The 20,049-nt window shown below is 66.5% G+C and carries 11 protein-coding genes, 2 tRNA genes and 3 rRNA genes; 6 read left to right on the top strand and 10 right to left on the bottom strand.

Annotated elements, in window-relative coordinates:
• Positions 1-129 precede the first annotated feature (129 nt).
• From I596_RS17120 to tyrS, 8 genes are all read right to left on the bottom strand, one after another.
• Complete coding sequence (locus I596_RS17120; protein WP_150132235.1) at positions 130-789, bottom strand: DUF4124 domain-containing protein; 660 nt, start codon at positions 787-789, stop codon at positions 130-132.
• A gap of 59 nt (positions 790-848) precedes the next feature.
• Entirely contained in the window at positions 849-1,490 is a 642-nt protein-coding gene (gene pyrE, locus I596_RS17125; protein ID WP_067650748.1) for an orotate phosphoribosyltransferase, read from the bottom strand.
• A 187-nt stretch (positions 1,491-1,677) separates the two neighbouring features.
• Positions 1,678-1,792, bottom strand: a 5S ribosomal RNA gene (rrf, locus tag I596_RS17130).
• 118 nt (positions 1,793-1,910) lie between these two features.
• A 23S ribosomal RNA gene (locus I596_RS17135) occupies positions 1,911-4,791 on the bottom strand.
• A gap of 181 nt (positions 4,792-4,972) precedes the next feature.
• Positions 4,973-5,048: transfer RNA gene (locus I596_RS17140), tRNA-Ala, on the bottom strand.
• 31 nt (positions 5,049-5,079) lie between these two features.
• A tRNA-Ile gene (locus I596_RS17145) sits at positions 5,080-5,156 on the bottom strand.
• Positions 5,157-5,267: 111 nt separating this feature from the next.
• A 16S ribosomal RNA gene (locus I596_RS17150) occupies positions 5,268-6,806 on the bottom strand.
• The 16S, 23S and 5S rRNA genes sit together here with 2 tRNA genes alongside, the layout of an rRNA operon.
• Before the next feature lie 444 nt (positions 6,807-7,250).
• Positions 7,251-8,462 (bottom strand): tyrosine--tRNA ligase, encoded by a 1,212-nt coding sequence (gene tyrS / locus I596_RS17155; RefSeq protein WP_067650751.1) that lies wholly within the window; start codon positions 8,460-8,462, stop codon positions 7,251-7,253.
• A 176-nt stretch (positions 8,463-8,638) separates the two neighbouring features.
• Between tyrS and I596_RS17160 the strand changes: the two genes are divergently transcribed.
• The 4 genes from I596_RS17160 (at position 8,639) to I596_RS18620 (ending at position 13,325) form a co-directional block, all read left to right on the top strand.
• Positions 8,639-10,117 (top strand): OapA family protein, encoded by a 1,479-nt coding sequence (locus tag I596_RS17160; protein ID WP_067650752.1) that lies wholly within the window; start codon positions 8,639-8,641, stop codon positions 10,115-10,117.
• Entirely contained in the window at positions 10,110-11,210 is a 1,101-nt protein-coding gene (locus I596_RS17165) for an anhydro-N-acetylmuramic acid kinase (protein WP_067650754.1), read from the top strand. The genes I596_RS17160 and I596_RS17165 overlap by 8 nt, the downstream gene beginning before the upstream one ends.
• Positions 11,211-11,312: 102 nt before the next feature.
• Positions 11,313-12,695 (top strand): AmpG family muropeptide MFS transporter, encoded by a 1,383-nt coding sequence (locus tag I596_RS17170; RefSeq protein ID WP_083965689.1) that lies wholly within the window; start codon positions 11,313-11,315, stop codon positions 12,693-12,695.
• Positions 12,696-12,860: 165 nt separating this feature from the next.
• Positions 12,861-13,325 carry a hypothetical protein gene (locus tag I596_RS18620; protein ID WP_150132236.1) on the top strand — a complete coding sequence of 155 codons (465 nt, stop codon included), beginning with the start codon at positions 12,861-12,863 and terminating at the stop codon, positions 13,323-13,325.
• A gap of 79 nt (positions 13,326-13,404) precedes the next feature.
• Here the strand turns inward: I596_RS18620 and I596_RS17175 are convergent, their stop codons facing one another.
• A complete protein-coding gene (locus I596_RS17175; protein ID WP_067650762.1) occupies positions 13,405-14,205 on the bottom strand; it encodes an exodeoxyribonuclease III in 801 nt (266 codons plus the stop codon).
• A gap of 266 nt (positions 14,206-14,471) precedes the next feature.
• On the opposite strand from I596_RS17175, the gene I596_RS17180 reads away from it, so the two are divergent.
• A complete protein-coding gene (locus I596_RS17180; RefSeq protein WP_067650764.1) occupies positions 14,472-16,253 on the top strand; it encodes a glucan ABC transporter ATP-binding protein/ permease in 1,782 nt (593 codons plus the stop codon).
• A gap of 7 nt (positions 16,254-16,260) precedes the next feature.
• Here I596_RS17180 and I596_RS17185 read toward each other — a convergent pair whose 3' ends face one another.
• Positions 16,261-17,736, bottom strand: coding sequence for an AAA family ATPase (locus I596_RS17185; RefSeq protein ID WP_067650767.1), 1,476 nt, complete (start codon positions 17,734-17,736; stop codon positions 16,261-16,263).
• Between the two features lie 209 nt (positions 17,737-17,945).
• Between I596_RS17185 and I596_RS17190 the strand changes: the two genes are divergently transcribed.
• The gene (locus I596_RS17190; RefSeq protein WP_067650770.1) at positions 17,946-20,036 is read left to right on the top strand and encodes a tetratricopeptide repeat protein; all 2,091 of its coding nucleotides are present in this window, start codon (positions 17,946-17,948) and stop codon (positions 20,034-20,036) included.
• The last annotated feature ends 13 nt before the right edge of the window (positions 20,037-20,049 follow it).

Genomic DNA, 20,049 nt, shown 5'->3' on the forward strand with positions numbered 1-20,049 from the left:
CACGTCATGGGATCGCGGCGGCCGCGTGCCGGTCTTCACGGCAGGCGGGTCCATCGGTCATCGACGAAACCGCGCCAAGCACAGGTACGCTCTTCCAATCGGCGGCTCGTGGCCGCCGCTGGCCGGCCGTCAGTGCGCCCGCTCGTCCTGGGCGAGCTTGAGCTTGCGGTAGTGGGCTGCGTCGGCCTCGAAGCGCTCGGCGGTCTCGACGCGCTCCTGTTCCTTGCGCGCGATCAGCTTGCGGTGGGTGTCGATCTGCTCGCGCAGATCGAGGATGCGGTTGGTCAGCACGACCGGTACCGGCTTGCCGGCCTGCTCGAGCTCGTCGGCATGCGCGAGCTGGTCGGCGAGCGTGCCCTCCTGGCTGCGCAGGCTGATGCGCGCAGCCTTGATCGTCTGGTCGAGCAGGTCCAGTTGCTGCTGCTGGGTACGCAGCAGGTCCGCCTCGGCCGGGAACGCCACCAGCATCTGCGAGTCGGAACGGCTGCGCAGCGCGGCCTCCTGCAGGTCGGCCTGTGCCTTGGCCTGCGCCGCCTTGGCGGCCGCGAGTTCTTCGGGCGTCTTGGTGCGCTCGACCCGGCGGATCACGATGCCTTGCGGGCTGATGACCTCGTAGCCGAGCCGCACGGCCTCGGGCGTGGGGATGTCCGCGTAGTGCAGGTTCCCTTCGCTGTCACGCCACTTGTAGCGGTTGTGGTCGGGCAGGGAGGAGCGCTGCGCCGCCGCCGGCTGCGCGGCAGCCAGCAGAACCGTCAGTGCTGCAAGAGCGATTCCCCTGTAGAACGCCATGTCCACCTCCAGACGACGGGAGTATAGGCGAGGTCGTCGTTTCCGACGCCGAACCGCCGTCACACCCCGTAACGCGCGCGATAGGCGGCGAGCTGCGGCCGATGAACGGCCAGGTCCTCGCGCTCGCCGGCAAACGCCAGGAGATCGGCCAGCGTGGCGATCGCGATGACCGGGATGCCGTACTCGTGGGCCACTTCCTGGGCGGCCGAACGCTCGCCCTGGCCGCGCTCCTGGCGATCCAGCGCGATCAGCACACCGGCCGGCGTGGCGCCGGCGGCACGGATCAGCGCCAGCGACTCGCGGATCGCGGTGCCGGCGGTGATCACGTCGTCGACGATCAGCACGCGGCCGGCCAGCGGTGCGCCGACCAGCAGACCGCCTTCGCCGTGGTCCTTGGCTTCCTTGCGGTTGTAGGTGTACGGCAGGTCGCGGCCATGCCGGTCCGCCAGGGCCGCCGCCGTGACGGCGGCCAGCACGATGCCCTTGTAGGCGGGACCGAACAGGCCGTCGAAGGCCAGGCCCGAGTCGGTGGCCGCCTGCGCATAGGCCCGCCCGAGCGTGGCCAGCGCCCGGCCCGAATCGAACAGGCCGGCATTGAAGAAATACGGGCTCAACCGCCCGGACTTGAGCGTGAACTCGCCGAAGCGCAGGGCCTGGCGTGCCAGGGCCAGCTCGAGAAACTCGCGTTGATGATCGTGCACGTGGAAAGCCTCGCCGGAAGCTGCGGAACGATAGCAGTTCGTTTCACCTGTACGGGATAGGCCGGCGCGGGTGCGCGAGATCCGGCGGTTCGCGGTGGGTGCCGGCATGGAGCAGCGGCGGTTGGCGGTTGGCGTCCAGCGCACAACAAAAAACCCCCGCCGGTAAGGCGGGGGTCGGCTTTGAGGCCCTTGGCGATGACCTACTCTTGCATGGCTTAAGCCACACTACCATCGGCGCGGGTGCGTTTCACTTCCGAGTTCGGGATGGGATCGGGTGGGACCACACCGCTATGGTCGCCAAGGAACTGGCGGAGACCGCGCCCGAGGGCGCCCGTCTCACATAGGGGACTTGGGACGTAAACAAGCGTTCGGGCCTGCCGGCAGAACATGCCGTTGGGGCTGGAAGCGTCTTGGAGTTATATGATCAAGCCGCACGGATCATTAGTATCGGTTAGCTCGGCATTGCTGCTATACACACCCGACCTATCAACCATGTAGTCTTCATGGGTCCTTCAGGGGCTCAAGGCCCCGGGAGATCTCATCTTGAGGCGCGCTTCCCGCTTAGATGCTTTCAGCGGTTATCGCTTCCGATCGTAGCTACCCGGCTGTGCCACTGGCGTGACAACCGGAACACCAGGGGATCGTCCACTCCGGTCCTCTCGTACTAGGAGCAGCCCCTCTCAAATCTCCAACGCCCACGACAGATAGGGACCGAACTGTCTCACGACGTTCTGAACCCAGCTCGCGTACCACTTTAAATGGCGAACAGCCATACCCTTGGGACCGGCTACAGCCCCAGGATGTGATGAGCCGACATCGAGGTGCCAAACTCCGCCGTCGATATGAACTCTTGGGCGGAATCAGCCTGTTATCCCCGGAGTACCTTTTATCCGTTGAGCGATGGCCCTTCCATACAGAACCACCGGATCACTAGAACCTGCTTTCGCACCTGCTTGATCCGTCGATCTCGCAGTCAAGCGCGCTTTTGCTCTTACACACACTGCGCGATGTCCGACCGCGCTGAGCGCACCTTCGTGCTCCTCCGTTACACTTTGGGAGGAGACCGCCCCAGTCAAACTACCCACCACACGCGGTCCCCGACCCGGATTACGGGCCTAGGTTAGAACGTCAAGCACATCAGGGTGGTATTTCAAGGATGGCTCCACCAGAACTAGCGCCCTGGTTTCAACGCCTCCCACCTATCCTACACAGACGAACTCAACGTTCAGCGTGAAGCTATAGTAAAGGTTCACGGGGTCTTTCCGTCTTGCCGCGGGAACGCTGCATCTTCACAGCGATTTCAATTTCACTGAGTCTCGGGTGGAGACAGCGCCGCCATCGTTACGCCATTCGTGCAGGTCGGAACTTACCCGACAAGGAATTTCGCTACCTTAGGACCGTTATAGTTACGGCCGCCGTTTACCGGGGCTTCGATCAAGAGCTTCGCCTTGCGGCTGACCCCATCAATTAACCTTCCGGCACCGGGCAGGCGTCACACCCTATACGTCCACTTTCGTGTTTGCAGAGTGCTGTGTTTTTGATAAACAGTCGCAGCGGCCTGGTCACTGCGGCCCCCGATCGCTCAGCTCCGCACGGAGCCACGATCAAGGGCGCACCTTCTCCCGAAGTTACGGTGCTATGTTGCCTAGTTCCTTCACCCGAGTTCTCTCAAGCGCCTTGGGATTCTCACCCTGCCTACCTGTGTCGGTTTACGGTACGGTCCTCGTGATCTGAAGCTTAGAAGTTTTTCCTGGAAGCGTGGCCTCAGTGACTTCGTCCTGATAAGGACTCGTCTCGGTGCTCGGTGTAGAGGATCCCGGATTTGCCTAAGATCCACACCTACCGCCTTTCCCCGGGACAACCAACGCCCGGTACACCTAGCCTTCTCCGTCACTCCATCGCAATCACGAGCGGTGCGGGAATATTAACCCGCTTCCCATCGACTACGCGTTTCCGCCTCGCCTTAGGGGCCGACTCACCCTGCGCCGATTAACGTTGCGCGAGGAAACCTTGGGCTTTCGGCGGGGGGGCTTTTCACCCCCCTTATCGTTACTCATGTCAGCATTCGCACTTCCGATACCTCCAGCAAGCCTTACGACTCACCTTCACAGGCGTACGGAACGCTCCTCTACCGCTCACACCAAAGGTGTGAACCCCGAGCTTCGGTACATGGCTTAGCCCCGTTAAATCTTCCGCGCAGGCCGACTCGACCAGTGAGCTATTACGCTTTCTTTAAAGGATGGCTGCTTCTAAGCCAACCTCCTGGCTGTCTATGCCTTCCCACATCGTTCACCACTGAGCCATGATTTTGGGACCTTAGCTGCGGGTCTGGGTTGTTTCCCTTTTCACGACGGACGTTAGCACCCGCCGTGTGTCTCCCAAGCTTGCACGTGTTGGTATTCGGAGTTTGCAATGGTTTGCTAAGTCTCAATGACCCGCTAGCCATAACAGTGCTCTACCCCCAACAGTGATACTTGAGGCGCTACCTAAATAGCTTTCGAGGAGAACCAGCTATCTCCGGGTTCGATTAGCTTTTCACTCCTAATCACACCTCATCCCCTACCTTTGCAACGGGAGTGGGTTCGGGCCTCCAGTCCGTGTTACCGGACCTTCACCCTGGGCATGACTAGATCACCCGGTTTCGGGTCTACAGCCTGCGACTATGCGCCCTATTCAGACTCGGTTTCCCTTCGCCTCCCCTATACGGTTAAGCTCGCCACAAACTGTAAGTCGCTGACCCATTATACAAAAGGTACGCAGTCACCCCACGAAGGGGCTTCCACTGCTTGTACGCATACGGTTTCAGGATCTATTTCACTCCCCTCTCCGGGGTTCTTTTCGCCTTTCCCTCACGGTACTGGTTCACTATCGGTCGGTCAGGAGTATTTAGCCTTGGAGGATGGTCCCCCCATGTTCAGACAGGGTTTCACGTGCCCCGCCCTACTCACTTTCATGGCACAAGCCCTTTCGTGTACCGGGCTATCACCGTCTATGGCCGGCCTTTCCAGACCGCTCCACTAGAACTTGCACCACTTTTGGGCTGTTCCCCGTTCGCTCGTCGCTACTGAGGGAATCTCGGTTGATTTCTTTTCCTCCAGGTACTGAGATATTTCAGTTCCCTGGGTTCGCTTCCAGACCCTATGTATTCAGATCTGGATACTCCTCGCGGAGTGGGTTTCCCCATTCGGACATCCCCGGATCAATGCTTGTTGCCAGCTCCCCGGAGCTTTTCGCAGGCTGCCACGTCCTTCATCGCCTCTGACCGCCAAGGCATCCACCGTATGCGCTTTGTCGCTTGACCATATAACTCCAAGTCGCCTCAGAGTCCTACAGCCTCGACGTTCGCTTTACTTGCCTCAACGACACATTCTGGATCGGCAGATCCAAAACGCTTGTTTACGTCCCAAGTTGTCAAAGAACACAGACCGACCTCAACGTCGGACTGCTTCAAAATTCTTAAGTGCGCGCTTATTCAGAGAAGCTGGTGGAGCCTGTCGGGATCGAACCGACGACCCCCTGCTTGCAAAGCAGGTGCTCTCCCAGCTGAGCTAAGGCCCCACAAAATGGCCGCTGTACCGGGCTTGCCGAGTGGTGGGTCTGGGAGGACTCGAACCACCGGCCTCACCCTTATCAGGGGTGCGCTCTAACCACCTGAGCTACAGACCCATCTTGATCGGCGTTCTCGTCCGTCAGTCATGCACCGCATGACCGCGAACGGGTGTGCTCTGAATAGGCAGGTGTCTTGTGTGGACGCCTTGGGCGGATCAGTCGTACTCGAAAGGAGGTGATCCAGCCGCACCTTCCGATACGGCTACCTTGTTACGACTTCACCCCAGTCATTGACCACTCCGTGGCAAGCGTCCCCCTTGCGGTTAGACTACCTGCTTCTGGAGCAACCAACTCCCATGGTGTGACGGGCGGTGTGTACAAGGCCCGGGAACGTATTCACCGCGACAATGCTGATTCGCGATTACTAGCGATTCCGACTTCACGGAGTCGAGTTGCAGACTCCGATCCGGACTGGGATCGGCTTTCTGGGATTGGCTCCACCTCGCGGTATTGCAACCCTCTGTACCGACCATTGTAGTACGTGTGTAGCCCTGGCCGTAAGGGCCATGATGACTTGACGTCATCCCCACCTTCCTCCGGTTTGTCACCGGCAGTCTCCTTAGAGTTCCCACCTTTACGTGCTGGCAACTAAGGACAAGGGTTGCGCTCGTTGCGGGACTTAACCCAACATCTCACGACACGAGCTGACGACAGCCATGCAGCACCTGTGTTCCGATTCCCGAAGGCACTCCCGCGTCTCCGCAGGATTCCGGACATGTCAAGGCCAGGTAAGGTTCTTCGCGTTGCATCGAATTAAACCACATACTCCACCGCTTGTGCGGGCCCCCGTCAATTCCTTTGAGTTTCAGTCTTGCGACCGTACTCCCCAGGCGGCGAACTTAACGCGTTAGCTTCGACACTGAGCACCAAAGTGTGCCCAACATCCAGTTCGCATCGTTTAGGGCGTGGACTACCAGGGTATCTAATCCTGTTTGCTCCCCACGCTTTCGTGCATGAGCGTCAGTACTGGTCCAGAAGGTCGCCTTCGCCACTGGTGTTCCTCCCGATCTCTACGCATTTCACCGCTACACCGGGAATTCCACCTTCCTCTACCGTACTCTAGCTCGCCAGTATCCACTGCCATTCCCAGGTTGAGCCCAGGGCTTTCACAGCAGACTTAACGAACCGCCTGCGCACGCTTTACGCCCAGTAATTCCGAGTAACGCTTGCACCCTTCGTATTACCGCGGCTGCTGGCACGAAGTTAGCCGGTGCTTATTCTTTGGGTACCGTCATCCGCACGAAGTATTAATCCGTACGCTTTCTTCCCCAACAAAAGTGCTTTACAACCCGAAGGCCTTCTTCACACACGCGGCATGGCTGGATCAGGCTTGCGCCCATTGTCCAATATTCCCCACTGCTGCCTCCCGTAGGAGTCTGGACCGTGTCTCAGTTCCAGTGTGGCTGATCATCCTCTCAGACCAGCTACGGATCGTCGCCTTGGTGGGCCTTTACCCCACCAACTAGCTAATCCGGCATCGGCTCATCTCGTCGCGTGAGGCCTTGCGGTCCCCCACTTTCACCTCTCGGTCGTATGCGGTATTAGCGTAAGTTTCCCTACGTTATCCCCCACAACGAGGCAGATTCCGATGCATTCCTCACCCGTCCGCCGCTCGCCGCCAGGGTTGCCCCCGCGCTGCCGCTCGACTTGCATGTGTTAGGCCTGCCGCCAGCGTTCACTCTGAGCCAGGATCAAACTCTTCAGTTAGATCTTGCAACCACCAGGTTTCCCCAGCGGCTTGTTCTTTCTGAAAGTCAACCCAAGCATGTAAAGCTTGCTGCTTTGAACTTGCTTGGACGCTTTCTTGGTATCGATGGACTTCTCCATCCCAAGGCGCCCACACAAGTCACCTGCGCGCACTGTCAAAGATCAATCGCTTGCGGAACCTTCTTCGTCCCGCTCCTCATGACGTTTCGTCCGAGGGAGCCGTGCATCATACAACCAAATTCCTTTCCGTCAACACCCGCCGCTCACTTTCTTCGCCCTCCCGGGCGTCGCTTCCTTGTGCGGCCTTCCTGCCACCCCGCCCGGCCTCGCGGCCTGTCCTGCAGGGGGCGCGCATCCTAACCAGACACGACCGTTTCGGGAAGGGGGAAGACGAAAAATTTTCGCCGCACGCATGAAAACACGCGCGGCGGGCACGGCATGCAGCTAGATGGCGGTCAGGCGTACGCGCGCGAACGTGCGCTTGCCGACCTGCAGCACGCCCTCGAACCCCGGCGCGAACACGCGCTGCGCGTCGACCACTACCTGTGAATCGATGCGCACGGCGTTCTCCTTGAGCTTGCGGCTGGCCTCGGAGTTACTGGCCGTCAGGCCGGCCGCGGTCAGCAAGGCCGGCAGCCGCAGGCCCTCGACCGGCACCGGAAGGGTGCTGAGCGGCAGCAGGGCGGTATCACCCTCGCCGCGCACCACGGCATGCCAGCCGGCGATCGCCTGCTCGGCCGCGGCCGCGCCTTGGAAGCGTGCCGCCAGTTCGCGCGCTAGGCGCAGCTTGAGGTCACGCGGGTTGAGCTGGCCGGCCTCGATGTCCTGCTTGAACCGGGCCGCCTCGGCAAGGCCGATCTCGAAGCTCAGCAGGTCGATCCAGCGCCACATCAGCACGTCGTCGATCTTCATCGTCTTGGTGACGATGTCGATCGCCGGCTCGTTGATGCCGATGTAGTTGCCGAGCGACTTGGACATCTTGTTGACGCCATCCAGGCCTTCCAGCAGCGGCATGGTCAGCACGATCTGCGCCGGCTGGCCATGGTGCTCCTGCAGGCCGCGCCCCATGAGCAGGTTGAACTTCTGGTCGGTGCCGCCGAGCTCGACGTCGCACCGGAGCGCGACCGAGTCGTAGCCCTGCACCAGCGGATAAAGGAACTCGTGGATGGCGATCGGCTGCTGGGCGGCGTAGCGCTTGGCGAAGTCGTCGCGCTCGAGCATGCGCGCCACGGTGTGCTGGGCGGCCAGCCGGATCATGTCGGCCGCGCCCATGCTGCCGAACCACTCGGAATTGAAGCGGACCTCGGTGCGCTCCCGGTCGAGCACCTTGAACACCTGGTCGGCGTAGGTCTGCGCGTTGGCCTCCACGTCCTCGCGGGTCAGCGGCTTGCGCGTGACGTTCTTGCCGGTGGGATCACCGATCATCCCGGTGAAGTCGCCGATCAGGAAGATCACCTGGTGTCCCAGATCCTGGAACTGGCGCATCTTGTTGAGCAGGACGGTATGGCCGAGGTGCAGGTCCGGCGCGGTCGGATCGAAGCCGGCCTTGATGCGCAGCGGCCGTCCCAGCCGCAGCCGGGCCTCCAGGTCTTCGCGCTTGATGATTTCTTCGGCGCCACGACCGATCAGGTCGAGCGCGGATGGGATGTCCGACATGAAAAATCCGGGAGTCTGGCCAGCGGGGATGGAGGGGGACGGGGGCTGCCCGACCGTGTCTCCGCGTTAATTATTCGTTACTCAAGAAAATCGCGCAAACCCGCGTAATCATTGGCGTTGACGGCGCTCGCGGGGGGCCGGTATGGTACGCCGCCAGTACCCCCGAGGCGACACCAGTGACCGACCATTCCCAGCGGCCGCAGGCCACCCGCCAGAGCAATCGTCGTCTCGCCATCCGCCGCTGGGCCCAGCGTCACTACTTTCAGTTCTATTCGCGCTGCGCGAACTGGACCTTCGTCCAGAACGTCGCCGCCGCGCCGGTGTCCTGGCGCCGCGAGCATTGGGTCCTGGGCGGCGCCGCCGTGACGCTGATCGTGCTGGCCGGCTTCATCGTGCCGACGTTCGCCGGCGCCACCCGCCAGGATCCGGTACCGGTCACCTATACCACCGTCTCGCTGGATCTGCCGCAGCGGCCGCTCGACGAGGCCGACCCGGCGATCGCCGCCCTGGCCGGTGCCGAGCCGGGCGCCGACGAGCGGGAATGGCGGATCGTGCGCGTCCAGGCCGGCCAGTCGCTGTCGGACATCTTCCGCGAGCAGGGCCTCTCGCCCGCCGACCTGCAGCGCGCGCTCGACGCGCAGGACGACGCCTCGGCGTTGCGCCGGATCCGCCCGGGCGACGAGTTCGCGTTCGACGTGGCGGCCGACGGCAGCCTGACGGCGATGCGGTTCGACCGCGGCGACAACGCCCGCGTCACGCTGCAGTTCGACGGCAGCGGCGTGCAGGAAGCGGTGCAGGACCGCCTGGTCGAGCGCCGCGTCCAGGTCGCCCACGGCGTGGTGACGCGATCGCTGTTCGACGCCGGCGAGCAGGCCGGCATCAGCGACGCCATGGTCATCAAGCTCGCCAACGCGTTCGGCTACGACATCGACTTCGCCCAGGACCTGCGCGAGGGCGACAGCTTCAGCGTGATCTACGACGAGGTCTACCGCGAGGGCGAGCGCCTGCGCAACGGCGAGATCCTGGCGGCGACCTTCATCAACCAGGGCAAGCGCTACACCGCGATCCGCTACACCAACACCACCGGCGAGACCGTCTACTACACCGAGGACGGCCGCCCGCTGCGCAAGAGCTTCCTGCGCACGCCGGTGGAGTTCACGCGCATCTCGTCCAAGTTCAGCACCGGCCGCAAGCATCCGGTGCTCGGCTACATGCGCGCGCACAAGGGCGTGGACTATGCGGCGCCGACCGGCACGCCGATTCGCGCGGCCGGCGACGGCAAGGTGACGTTCCGCGGCTGGCAGAACGGCTACGGCAATACCGTCATCGTCCAGCACGAAGGCAAGCACACGACGCTGTACGGTCACATGTCGCGCTTCGCGAACATCAAGGTCGGCCAGCGCGTCTCGCAGGGTTCGACGATCGGCTACGTCGGCGCCACCGGCCTGGCGACCGGCCCGCACCTGCACTACGAATTCCGCGTCGCCGGTGCCCACCGCGACCCGCTGACCGTCACGCTGCCGCCGGCCGCCCCGCTGCCGGCCGGCGAACTCGCCCGCTTCCGGCAGCAGGCCTCGCCGATGCTGGCCAAGCTGCAGATGGTCGACGGCAGCCGCCTGGCCTCGAGCAGCCCGCGGTCGGCGGGCAATGGCTGACGGCCTCTATCTCGGCCTCATTTCCGGAACCAGTGCCGACGGCATCGATGCCGCCCTGCTGAATCTCGGCGCCGAACGGCGCATCGTCGCGACGACCACGGCACCCTATCCCGACGCATTGCGCCGGCGCATCCTCGACCTGGCCCGCTCGTCCGCGCGCATCGCCCTGGACGACTACGGCACGCTCGACGTCGAGGTCGGCGCCGCGTTCGCCGATGCCGCGCTGGCGCTGCTGCGCGACGCCGGCATCGATCCGGCCGCGGTGACGGCGATCGGCTCGCACGGCCAGACCGTCTGCCACCGGCCGGCGCTGGCACACCCGTTCACGTTGCAGATCGGCGACCCGTCGGTCATCGCCGAGCGCACCGGCATCACCACGATCGCCGATTTCCGGCGCGCCGACGTGGCCGCCGGCGGCCAGGGCGCACCGCTGGCGCCGGCCTTCCATGCCGCAGCCTTCGGCGCGCGCGCGCCCTGCGGCGTGCTCAACCTCGGCGGTATCGCCAACATCACGGTCCTGGCCACCGATGGCGGCGTCATCGGCTTCGACACCGGTCCGGCCAACTGCCTGATGGACGCCTGGGCGGCGCGGCACCTGGGTACCGCGCGCGATGCCGGCGGCGCCTGGGCGGCCGGCGGCACGGTCGACGCGCCGTTGCTGGCTCGCCTGCTGGACGATCCGTACTTCGCCCAGCCCGCGCCCAAGAGCACCGGCCGCGAATACTTCAACCTGGACTGGCTCGACGCGCACCTGCCGGCCGGCCGCGACGCGCGAGACGTGCAGGCCACCCTGCTGGCGCTCAGCATCCGCTCGATCGCCACGGCGATCGGCACGGCCGGCGGCCTGCGCGAGGTACTGGCCTGCGGCGGCGGCGTGCACAACCGGGCACTGATGGATGGCCTGCAGGCGGCGCTGGCACCGGCCGCGCTGCACAGCACGGCGGTGGCCGGCATCGATCCGGATTTCGTCGAAGCGGCCACGTTCGCCTGGCTCGCCGGCGAGCGGCTGTCCGATCGCGCCGGCAACCTGCCCAGCGTCACCGGCGCTCGCGGACCGCGCCGGCTGGGCGCGATCTATCCGGGCCGCGGGTGAGGCCGCGGTCCACCGCCAAGATTCCCGTTCCGGAACGACAGCCTTTCTTTCGCCACACCGTCGCGCCGCCGACGGCCCGGCCGATCGGCTAGCATGCGACGCATGACCTCACCCTCCAGCGGCCGTCCCGGCGGCCTCGCCGCGCTCGTCAAGCCCTACCTCGAACCGGCGCCGCTGGGCGCCCTGCTGCTGGGGATCTCGTCCGGCTTCCCGTACGCGATGATCGGCGCGACCCTGACCACACGGCTGGCGCAGGACGGCATCGACAAGAAGAGCATCACCGCGTTCTCGCTCGCGTTCCTGGTCTACAACATCAAGTTCCTCTGGGCACCGCTGGTCGATCGCCTGCGCCTGCCACTGCTGGGGCGGCTGGGCCACCGCCGCTCCTGGCTGGTGCTGTCGGCGGCCGCGGTCGCCACGGCGGTCGCGTTCCTGGCGGTCGCCGAGCCGTCCGCGCACCTGGGCGCCACCGCATTGGCGGCGGTGTGCGTCGGCGTCGCCGGCGCGACCTTCGACGTGGTGATCGACGCCTACCGGATCGAGACCCTGCAACCGAGCCAGCTCGGCGTCGGCTCGGGCATGTCGCAATACGGCTGGCGCATCGGCTCGGTATCCGCGGGTGCGCTGGTGCTGCTGATGGCCGAGCACATCGGCTGGACCAGCGCCTACCTGCTGTGCGCAGCGTTCGTGCTGCCGGCGGTGGTGGCCTGCCTCTGGCTCGGCGAGCCGGAGCGGCATCGCGAGCCGGTCGCGGCGAAGAGCCTGAAGGCCATGGCGGCCGCCGTCGTCGCGCCGCTGACCGAGTTCTTCAGCCGCCACGGCGCCTGGCTGGTGCTGGCGTTCGTCCTCCTGCACAAGATCGGCGACACGCTGGCCAACCTGACGCTGCGCCTGCTGCTGGACGACCTCGGCTTCAGCAACGCGGAGATCGCCCAGTACGACGTCGGCTTCGGTTTCATCGCCTACCTGGTCGGTATCTTCATCGGCGGCGTGCTGTACACGCGCCTGGGCCTCAAGCGCTCGGTGATGCTGAGCCTGATCCTGATGGGCGTATCGAACCTGTCCTTCGCCGGCCTGGCCGCCTACGGGCACAGCAACGCCCTGCTCGCCGGCGCGATCTGCTTCGAGAACGTGGCCAGCGGCATCGGCGGGGTCGTCGTGGTCGCCTACCTGTCGGCGCTGTGCAACCTGTCATTCACGGCGACGCAGTTCGCGCTGCTGTCCGCGGCGGCGTCGATCGTCGGGCGCCTGGTAACCGGCACGACCGCCGGCAGCCTGATCGAGAAGCTCGGCTACATCGATTTCTACGTGCTGACGACGATCGCCGCCCTGCCGGGCATCGTGCTGTTCGCGTGGATGATGCGCTCGGGCCTGATCGACAGCTCGATCGGCGAGTCCGACGTGCGCGCCGCAACCGAGGGTCGCGCGCATGCCGCCGCGCTTGAGCCCGAGGCTACTGGGCCAAAAGTCCGGGATACTCGCTAGTCCGTGCCGAGAGTCGACGTCGCGCTTGCGATGCCCTAGTTTCTGTCAAGTCATCTTCGCGCTATGCAGCATATGGAACTTGTCAGCATCCCGATATCGCTCGTGTCGCTGGGTATATCTCTCGGCACGTTTTGGTTGGCGTTCGTTGCCCGCGGGCGACTCAGAATGACGAAGCCGACCATCGTGTTCTTCGGCTTCGATAGCGTTCCAAAATCTACGCCCAAGGTCTTCTTGCGTACATTGCTGTACAGCACGGCGGCGCGAGGGCAGGTCGTTGAAGGCATGTATGCCAAGGTCCGGCATGGCAGCGACGAACGGATATTCAGTTTTTGGGGTTACGGTGAAATGGAAAAACTGTCCCCTGGCAGTGGCCTACATGCAAGTCGTACTGGTTTCGCCGCCAATCATCACTTCGTTCTATCTGTCCACGAGGACGCCTACTGCTTTGAGCCAGGCATTTATGAGATTGATGTAATTGCCGATGTAGTCGGCCACCGAAAACCGACCAGACTTGCGACGATTCAACTATCGCTGTCCAACACCCTCTCAGCGGCATTGCAGCGGAATGAAGGGGTCCTGTTCGAACGCAAGATCAGCGGCGAATACGAAGGCCACTCGGTGGAACGATAGAAGTCGCGACGCATGGGAACTGCCACCATGATTCCGGACCTCGGCACGCCATGGACCACCTTCCTCGGATGCAAGACTCCTAGAGAACGTAGTCGACCGCGTACGGGGCGTGATCGGAGAAGCGCGGCGCGGCGGTGATCGCGCAGCTGCGCAGGCGGTCGCGCAGCGTCGGCGTGACGATCTGGTAGTCGATGCGCCACCCGACGTTGTTGGCGCGCGCCTGGCCGCGGTTGGACCACCAGGTGTATTCGACCGCGTCGGGCTTGATCGCGCGGAAGCTGTCGATCCAGCCGCGCGCCGGCGGCGGCGTGCCGTCGCCGCGGTCGTCGGCGATCATGCCGTTGAGCCAGGCTCGCTCGTCGGGCAGGCAGCCGGAGTTCTTCTGGTTGGACGTCCAGTTCTTGATGTCGTCCCGCGCACGCACGATGTTCCAGTCGCCGCACAGCACGTAGTCCCGGCCGCTGGCGAGCCATTCGTCGAAGATCGGCTTGAGGTAGGCCATCGCCCGGTACTTGAACTGCTGGCGCTCGTCGCCGGAGGATCCGGACGGGATGTAGAACGAGACCACGCTGAGGTTGCCGTAGCGGGCCTCGATGTACCGGCCCTCGTCGTCGAACGGCGCCCAGCCGAGTGCCGTGCGCACCTCGTCGGGCTCGCGGCGCGAGTAGATCGCCACGCCGCTGTAGCCCTTCTTGGTCGACGCGTCGCGGTAGAAGCAGTGGTGCTTGTCGGGCCGGAAGCACGGATCGGCCAGCTGATCCTCCTGCGACTTGGTCTCCTGGATGCAGGTCACGTCGGCATCCTGCTGCTTGAGCCATTCGAAGAAGCCCTTGCTGGCCGCCGAGCGGATGCCGTTGGCGTTGAAGCTGATGATGCGCATGGGAAGGGCTGCAGGTTCGGTGACGGACGCAGAGCGTAGCGGCACCGGCACGGCAGGCCAAGCACGGCCCCGCCGGAGCGTCCGGCAGCGGGCGCGCGGCATCCGGACGCGGTGCGGACCGGTGCGCCGGCGGCCGGCCGATTCGTGACATTTGGTGTCGTTCGCCCCGCAGGCCGCGTACCGGCCCTGCATTCAGCATTCCTTGAACCGCGTGATGCGCCAATGCGCGCCGCGCGATCGTGCGCATTGTCGAGGACCGTCGGGTCGTGTCGATCCTGCGTCTGTACCTGCGGGTGCTCGGGCTGCTCGCGCCCGAGTGGCGGTTGGCCGTTCTGCTGGCCCTGGCGAACCTCGCCCTGGCCGGCGTCTTCTTTCTGGAACCGATGCTGTTCGGCCAGGTCGTCGATGCGCTCGGCAAGCCCGGCGCCGGCGAGGCCACGCGGCTGATCGCGCTGTGGGCGGCGGTGGGCCTGGGCGGCGTGGTCGCCGGCGTCTGGGTGTCCCTCTACGCCGACCGCCTGGCGCACCGCCGCCGCCTGGCGGCGATCACCGGGTTCTTCGAGCACGCCGCCGGCCTTCCGCTCGCGTTCCACGGCGAGAACCACACCGGCCGCCTGGGCCGCGTCATGAATGCCGGCGTCGGCAACCTGTTCGGGCTGTGGCTGGGCTTCTTCCGCGAGCACCTGGCAACCCTGCTGGCGATCCTGGTCATGGTGCCGCTGGCGCTGTGGATGAACTGGAAGCTGGCGGCGCTGATGATCGGGCTGATGGTCTGCTTCGTCGCGTTCAACGCGATCACCGTGCGCCGGACGCACAAGGCGCAGGGCGAGGTCGAGCAGCTGCACCACGAGATCGCCGCGCGCGCGGGAGACGTGTTCGGCAACGTCTCGGTCGTGCAGAGCTTCACGCGGCTGGGCGACGAGGCGGCCGCGCTGCGCGAGATGATGCGGCGCGTGCTGGCCGCGCAGTACCCGGTCCTCAATGGCTGGGCGATCCTTTCGGTCCTCAACCGCACCGCCAGCACGCTGACGGTGGTGGCGATCTTCGCGCTCGGCGCCAACCTGCACGGCAAGGGCGAGGTGACGGTCGGCAACATCGTCAGCTTCGTCGGCTTCTCGCTGATGCTGATCGGGCGGCTCGAACAGTTCGCCGGGTTCATCTCGAACCTGTTCTTCCAGACCCATTCGCTGCGCCATTTCTTCGAGGTGCTCGACCAGCGGCCGGGCGTGACCGACGCCGAGGACGCGATCGCGCTGCCGGCGGTTCGCGGCGAGGTCGCGTTCGAGGACGTGAGTTTCGGCTACGACGGCGCGGCGGCCGTCAGCGGCCTGAGCTTCCGCGCCCCGGCCGGCAGCACGATCGCGCTGGTCGGGCCGACCGGCGCCGGCAAGACCACGGCACTGTCGCTGCTCTACCGGGCCTACGATCCGCAGCACGGCCGCATCACGGTGGACGGGCACGACATCCGCACGCTGCGGCTGGACTCGCTGCGGCGCGCGATCGCGGTCGTGTTCCAGGAGCCGGGGCTGTTCTACCGCTCGATCCTCGACAATCTGCGCATCGCCGACCCGGAGGCCGGCATGCCCGCGATCGAGGCGGCGATGCGCGCGGCCGAGGCGCATGACTTCGTCGCCGCCAAGCCCGAGGGCTACCAGACCCTGGTGGCCGAGCGCGGCCGCTCGCTGTCGGGCGGCGAGCGCCAGCGGCTGTCGATCGCGCGGGCGATGCTCAAGGATGCGCCGATCCTGATCCTCGACGAGGCGACCAGCGCGCTCGACAACGCCACCGAGGCGCGCATCCAGCGCGCGCTCGCGGCGCTGGCGAAGGACCGCACGACCTTCGTCATCGCCCATCGCCTGTCGACCGTGCGCACCGCGGACCTGATCCTGGTGCTCGACCGCGGCCGCCTGGTCGAACAGGGCCGCTACGCGGACCTCGTCGCCGCTGGCGGGCTGTTCGCCGATCTCGCGCGCCAGGGGCAGTTCGTCGAGGACGCCGAAGAGGCCGCGCCGGGCCCGGCCGCGACCGGGCTGGCCAGCGCCGCCTGAGGCCGGCTCAGTCCGCCGGCACCGTGCGCTCGCGCGCCCAGGCGCGCAAGGCGGCGACCGGCTCGGCCATCAGCACCGACAGCGGCCGCGTGGCGGCGATCGCGGCAATCAGGTGCTGCTGGGTCGGCGCCGCCGACTCGGCCGCCGCCGCGTAGAGCGCCGCGACGACGACCTGCTCGATCTCGGCGCCGGAGTAGCCGCCGCTGCCGGCGGCCAGCGCGCCGAGGTCGTAGTCCTCGCGCCGCAGGCCGCGCCGCGCGAGGTGGATGCCGAAGATCGCCGCCCGCGCGTCCGCATGCGGCAGGTCGACGAAGAACACCTCGTCGAAGCGCCCCTTGCGCAGCAGCTCGGCCGGCAGCCGCTCGACCTGGTTGGCGGTGGCGACCAGGAACACCGCCGCCTTGCGCTCGGCCATCCAGGTCAGCAGGTAACCCAGGACGCGGCGCGAGACGCCGGCGTCGTTGTCGTCGCCGGCAAGGCCCTTCTCGATCTCGTCGATCCACAGCACACAGGGCGCGAGCAGCTCGGCGTTGCGCAAGGCCTCGCGCAGGTTGCGCTCGGTCTCGCCGTGGTACTTGTCGTAGAGCGTGCCGATGTCCAGCCGCAGCAGCGGCACGCCGAAGCCGCCCGCGATCGCCTTGGCCGCCAGGCTCTTGCCGCAGCCCTGCACGCCGAGCAGCAGCACGCCCTTGGGTGGATCGAGCTTCACCGGCAGCCGCGCGCCGATGAAGGCCGGCCGGCGCTGCGCGATCCACTGCTTGAGCCGGTCCAGGCCGGCGACGTCGGCGAAGGCGGCGGTCTCGTACTCGAAGTGCAGCAGGCCGCCGCGGTCGAGCAGGCGGTGCTTGGCACTGGCGAGCGCCGGCAGGTCGCCGGCGGTCAGCGCGCCGTCGTCCTGGATCAGCTTGCGCGCGATGCGGCGTGCGTCGTCCAGCGTCAGGCCACGCAGGTTGCGCACGATCGCCCGCGCCGCCTCGGCGTCCACCTCGACCCGCCGGCCGTGCTCGCGCGAGTAGCGGAACGCCTCCTCGCGCAGCATCGTCGCGATCGCCTGCGCGTCGGGCAGCGGCAGCTCGAAGCGGGTCGCATGCGGCAGCAGGTCCTCGGGCAGCTCGATGCGCGGCGCGACCAGAACCAGCGTGTGCTCGGCGCTGCCCGCGCGCAGCACGATCTCGCGCAGCATCCGCAAGGCCATCGGGTAACGCAGGTACGGCATGAAATCGAGCAGCAGGTAGACGCCCGGCTCGGCCTGCCGCTTGATCGCCTCCAGCAGCGCCGTGGTGTCCGGCGGCGGCGGCTCGCCGTCCATGTCCATGTCCAGCCGCGCCAGCCCCTCGGTGATCGACCAGCGGTACAGCGGCCGCAGCGCCTGGGCGATCGCATGGCGGAAGCCCTCGACGACCTGGTTCTCGGCCGCCGACTCGACGACCAGCAGCGGCGTGTGTGCGCGCAGCAGCGCGGGAAGATCCTGGTTGGCGCTCATGGAGTCCGGTGCGGGATGGCCGGCGCCGAGTGTAGCCGGACCTTCATCAGCCTCGCGAAGACGACGCGCCGATGCCACGGGACCGGCGGGCCACCATCGCAACGAAGGCCGTGGCCCGCGACGCGGGCCGTTTCAGGTGCCGGCGCGGGACGGTTCGGCGAGCTGCGGCATAATCGCAGCCTTTGGTCTCCTCCGGGCACTCCCCCTTCATGCTGAAGAATTCGATCGAACTGCACCGCCAGGGCCGCTACGCCGAAGCCGACCAGGGCTACCGCGAGTGGCTGGGCCAGCATCCCAACGACCCCGAAGCGTTGTACCGCTTCGCGATCCTGCGCCGCGAGCTCGGCTTCTACGACGAAGGCGAAGAGCTGATGCTGCGCGCGCACGAGCTGGCGCCCGATCGACCGGACATCCTGATCGGCATCGGCGACGTGTACGTCGAGAAGCTCGACCTCGCCGCCGCCTGCCGGCGCTACGAGCACGCGCTGGCGCTGGACCCGAACGAGCCGCTGGCGCACATCTCGCTGGGACAGGCGCTGCTGCGGCGCGGCGACCTGGATCGCGCCGAGCAGCATTTCCACATGGCGCTGCGCCTGGCCGATGCGCCCGCGGCGCTCGCCGGACTCGGCGGGATCGCCCTGCAGCGCAAGGAAGCCGAACGCGCGATCGCCCTCCTCACCCGTGCCGCGCAGATCGCCAGCACGGATTCGGCGATCCAGTTCCTGCTGGGTCGCGCCTTCCTGCTGCGCGACACGCCGGCCTTCGCCGAGCAGGCCTTCCGCAATGCGCTGCGGCTGAACCCGAACCTCCATCCGGCGCGCCACATGCTGGCCCAGCTGCTGCTGGAGGACGGGCGCCACGAGGAATCCGAGGAACACTACCGCACGCTGGCCGAGCATCCCTCGTTCGGACCGATCGGCGTGCTCGGCCTGGCCGACCTGGCGCGGGCGCGCGGCGACCTGGCGGCCGCGGTCGAAGGCTACCGGGCCGCCCTGGCCGTGAGCCCGGGGCAGGCGCAGGTGGTGGTGCCGCTGGCCTGGTGCCTGACGGAGCTGGGTCGCCGCGACGAAGCCCTGGCCGCCTACGACGCCTTCCTGCAGCACAGTCCCGGCGATCGCACCGTCCGCGCCGCCCGCGCCGAGGTGAATGCGGCGACCGGCCGCCCGGCCGAGGCGATCACCGAATGGACCGTCCTGGCCGAGCAGGACCCGGACGACCTGGAAGCGCAGATCCGCCTGGCGCAATTGCACGAGCAGCAGGGCGAGTACCGCACCGCCCTGGCAGCGGCCGAGCGCGTCGCCGAGGCCAGGCCCGGCGAACCGGTCACGACGATGGTGCGCGTGCGCGCCCGCCTGCGCGACGGCGACGATGCCGGCGCGCGCGAGCTGCTCGATGCGTTCGGCACCCGACCGCTCGCGGACGGCTCGCGGCGGCTGCGCCTGAATGCCCTGGGCCAGGTCCACGATCGTACCGGCGCCTATGCCGAGGCCGTCGCCTGCTTCGCTGAGGCCCAGCGCGGTGCCCCCAGCGCGCTGCACGCGCTGGCACGCACGATCCCGGCCGAACTCGATGCCGCGCTCGCCGAACCGGCGCAGGCCGCCTGGGACCGCGCGCCGGTCCTGCTGGTCGGCCTGCCCGGCAGCGGCGTCGAGCGCATTGCCGCGCTGCTGGCCGACCAGCCCGGGCTGGCCGTGCTGCGCGACCGCAGCGGCCGCCTCCAGCGCAACGACGACTTCGCCGCACCGCAGTTCGACGCCTACCGCGCCGGACTGGACGAAGCGGCGATCCAGGCGATCCGCCAGCGCTACCTGGCGCCGCTGCAGCGCGCCGACATCGACCCCGGTGCCACGCTGGTCGATTGGCTGCCGCGCTGGGACGCGCGCCTGCTGCTCCTGCTGCGCCGGGCGCTGCCCGGCACGCGGCTGGTCGTGGTCGAACGCGATCCGCGCGACGCGCTGCTGAACTGGCTGGCGTTCGGCTGGCTGCCGGGCATCGGCTGCAGCGACGTCGGTGCGGCGGCGAGCTGGCTGGCACGCGCCAACCGGCACCTGGCCTATGGCGCCGCACTCGACGACCCGCGCCGGCTGCACGTCGATGCCGATGCCGTACTGGCCGACCCGGCGACCGGCGGCGCGGCGCTGTCGGCCTTCCTCGGCCTCGGTAGCCTGCTGCGCCGTGGACCGGAGCTGGCGCTGGCCGACCAATGGCCCGGCGGCTTGCCGTCGCGCTTCCCCGCCGGCCATTGGCGCCATTACCGCGAGGCGCTGGCCGAACCGTTCGCCGTCGTCCACGGCGCCTGACGCGCCGGACCCT

The sequence above is a fragment of the Dokdonella koreensis DS-123 genome, assembly GCF_001632775.1.
In the GTDB taxonomy this organism is placed as follows: domain Bacteria; phylum Pseudomonadota; class Gammaproteobacteria; order Xanthomonadales; family Rhodanobacteraceae; genus Dokdonella; species Dokdonella koreensis.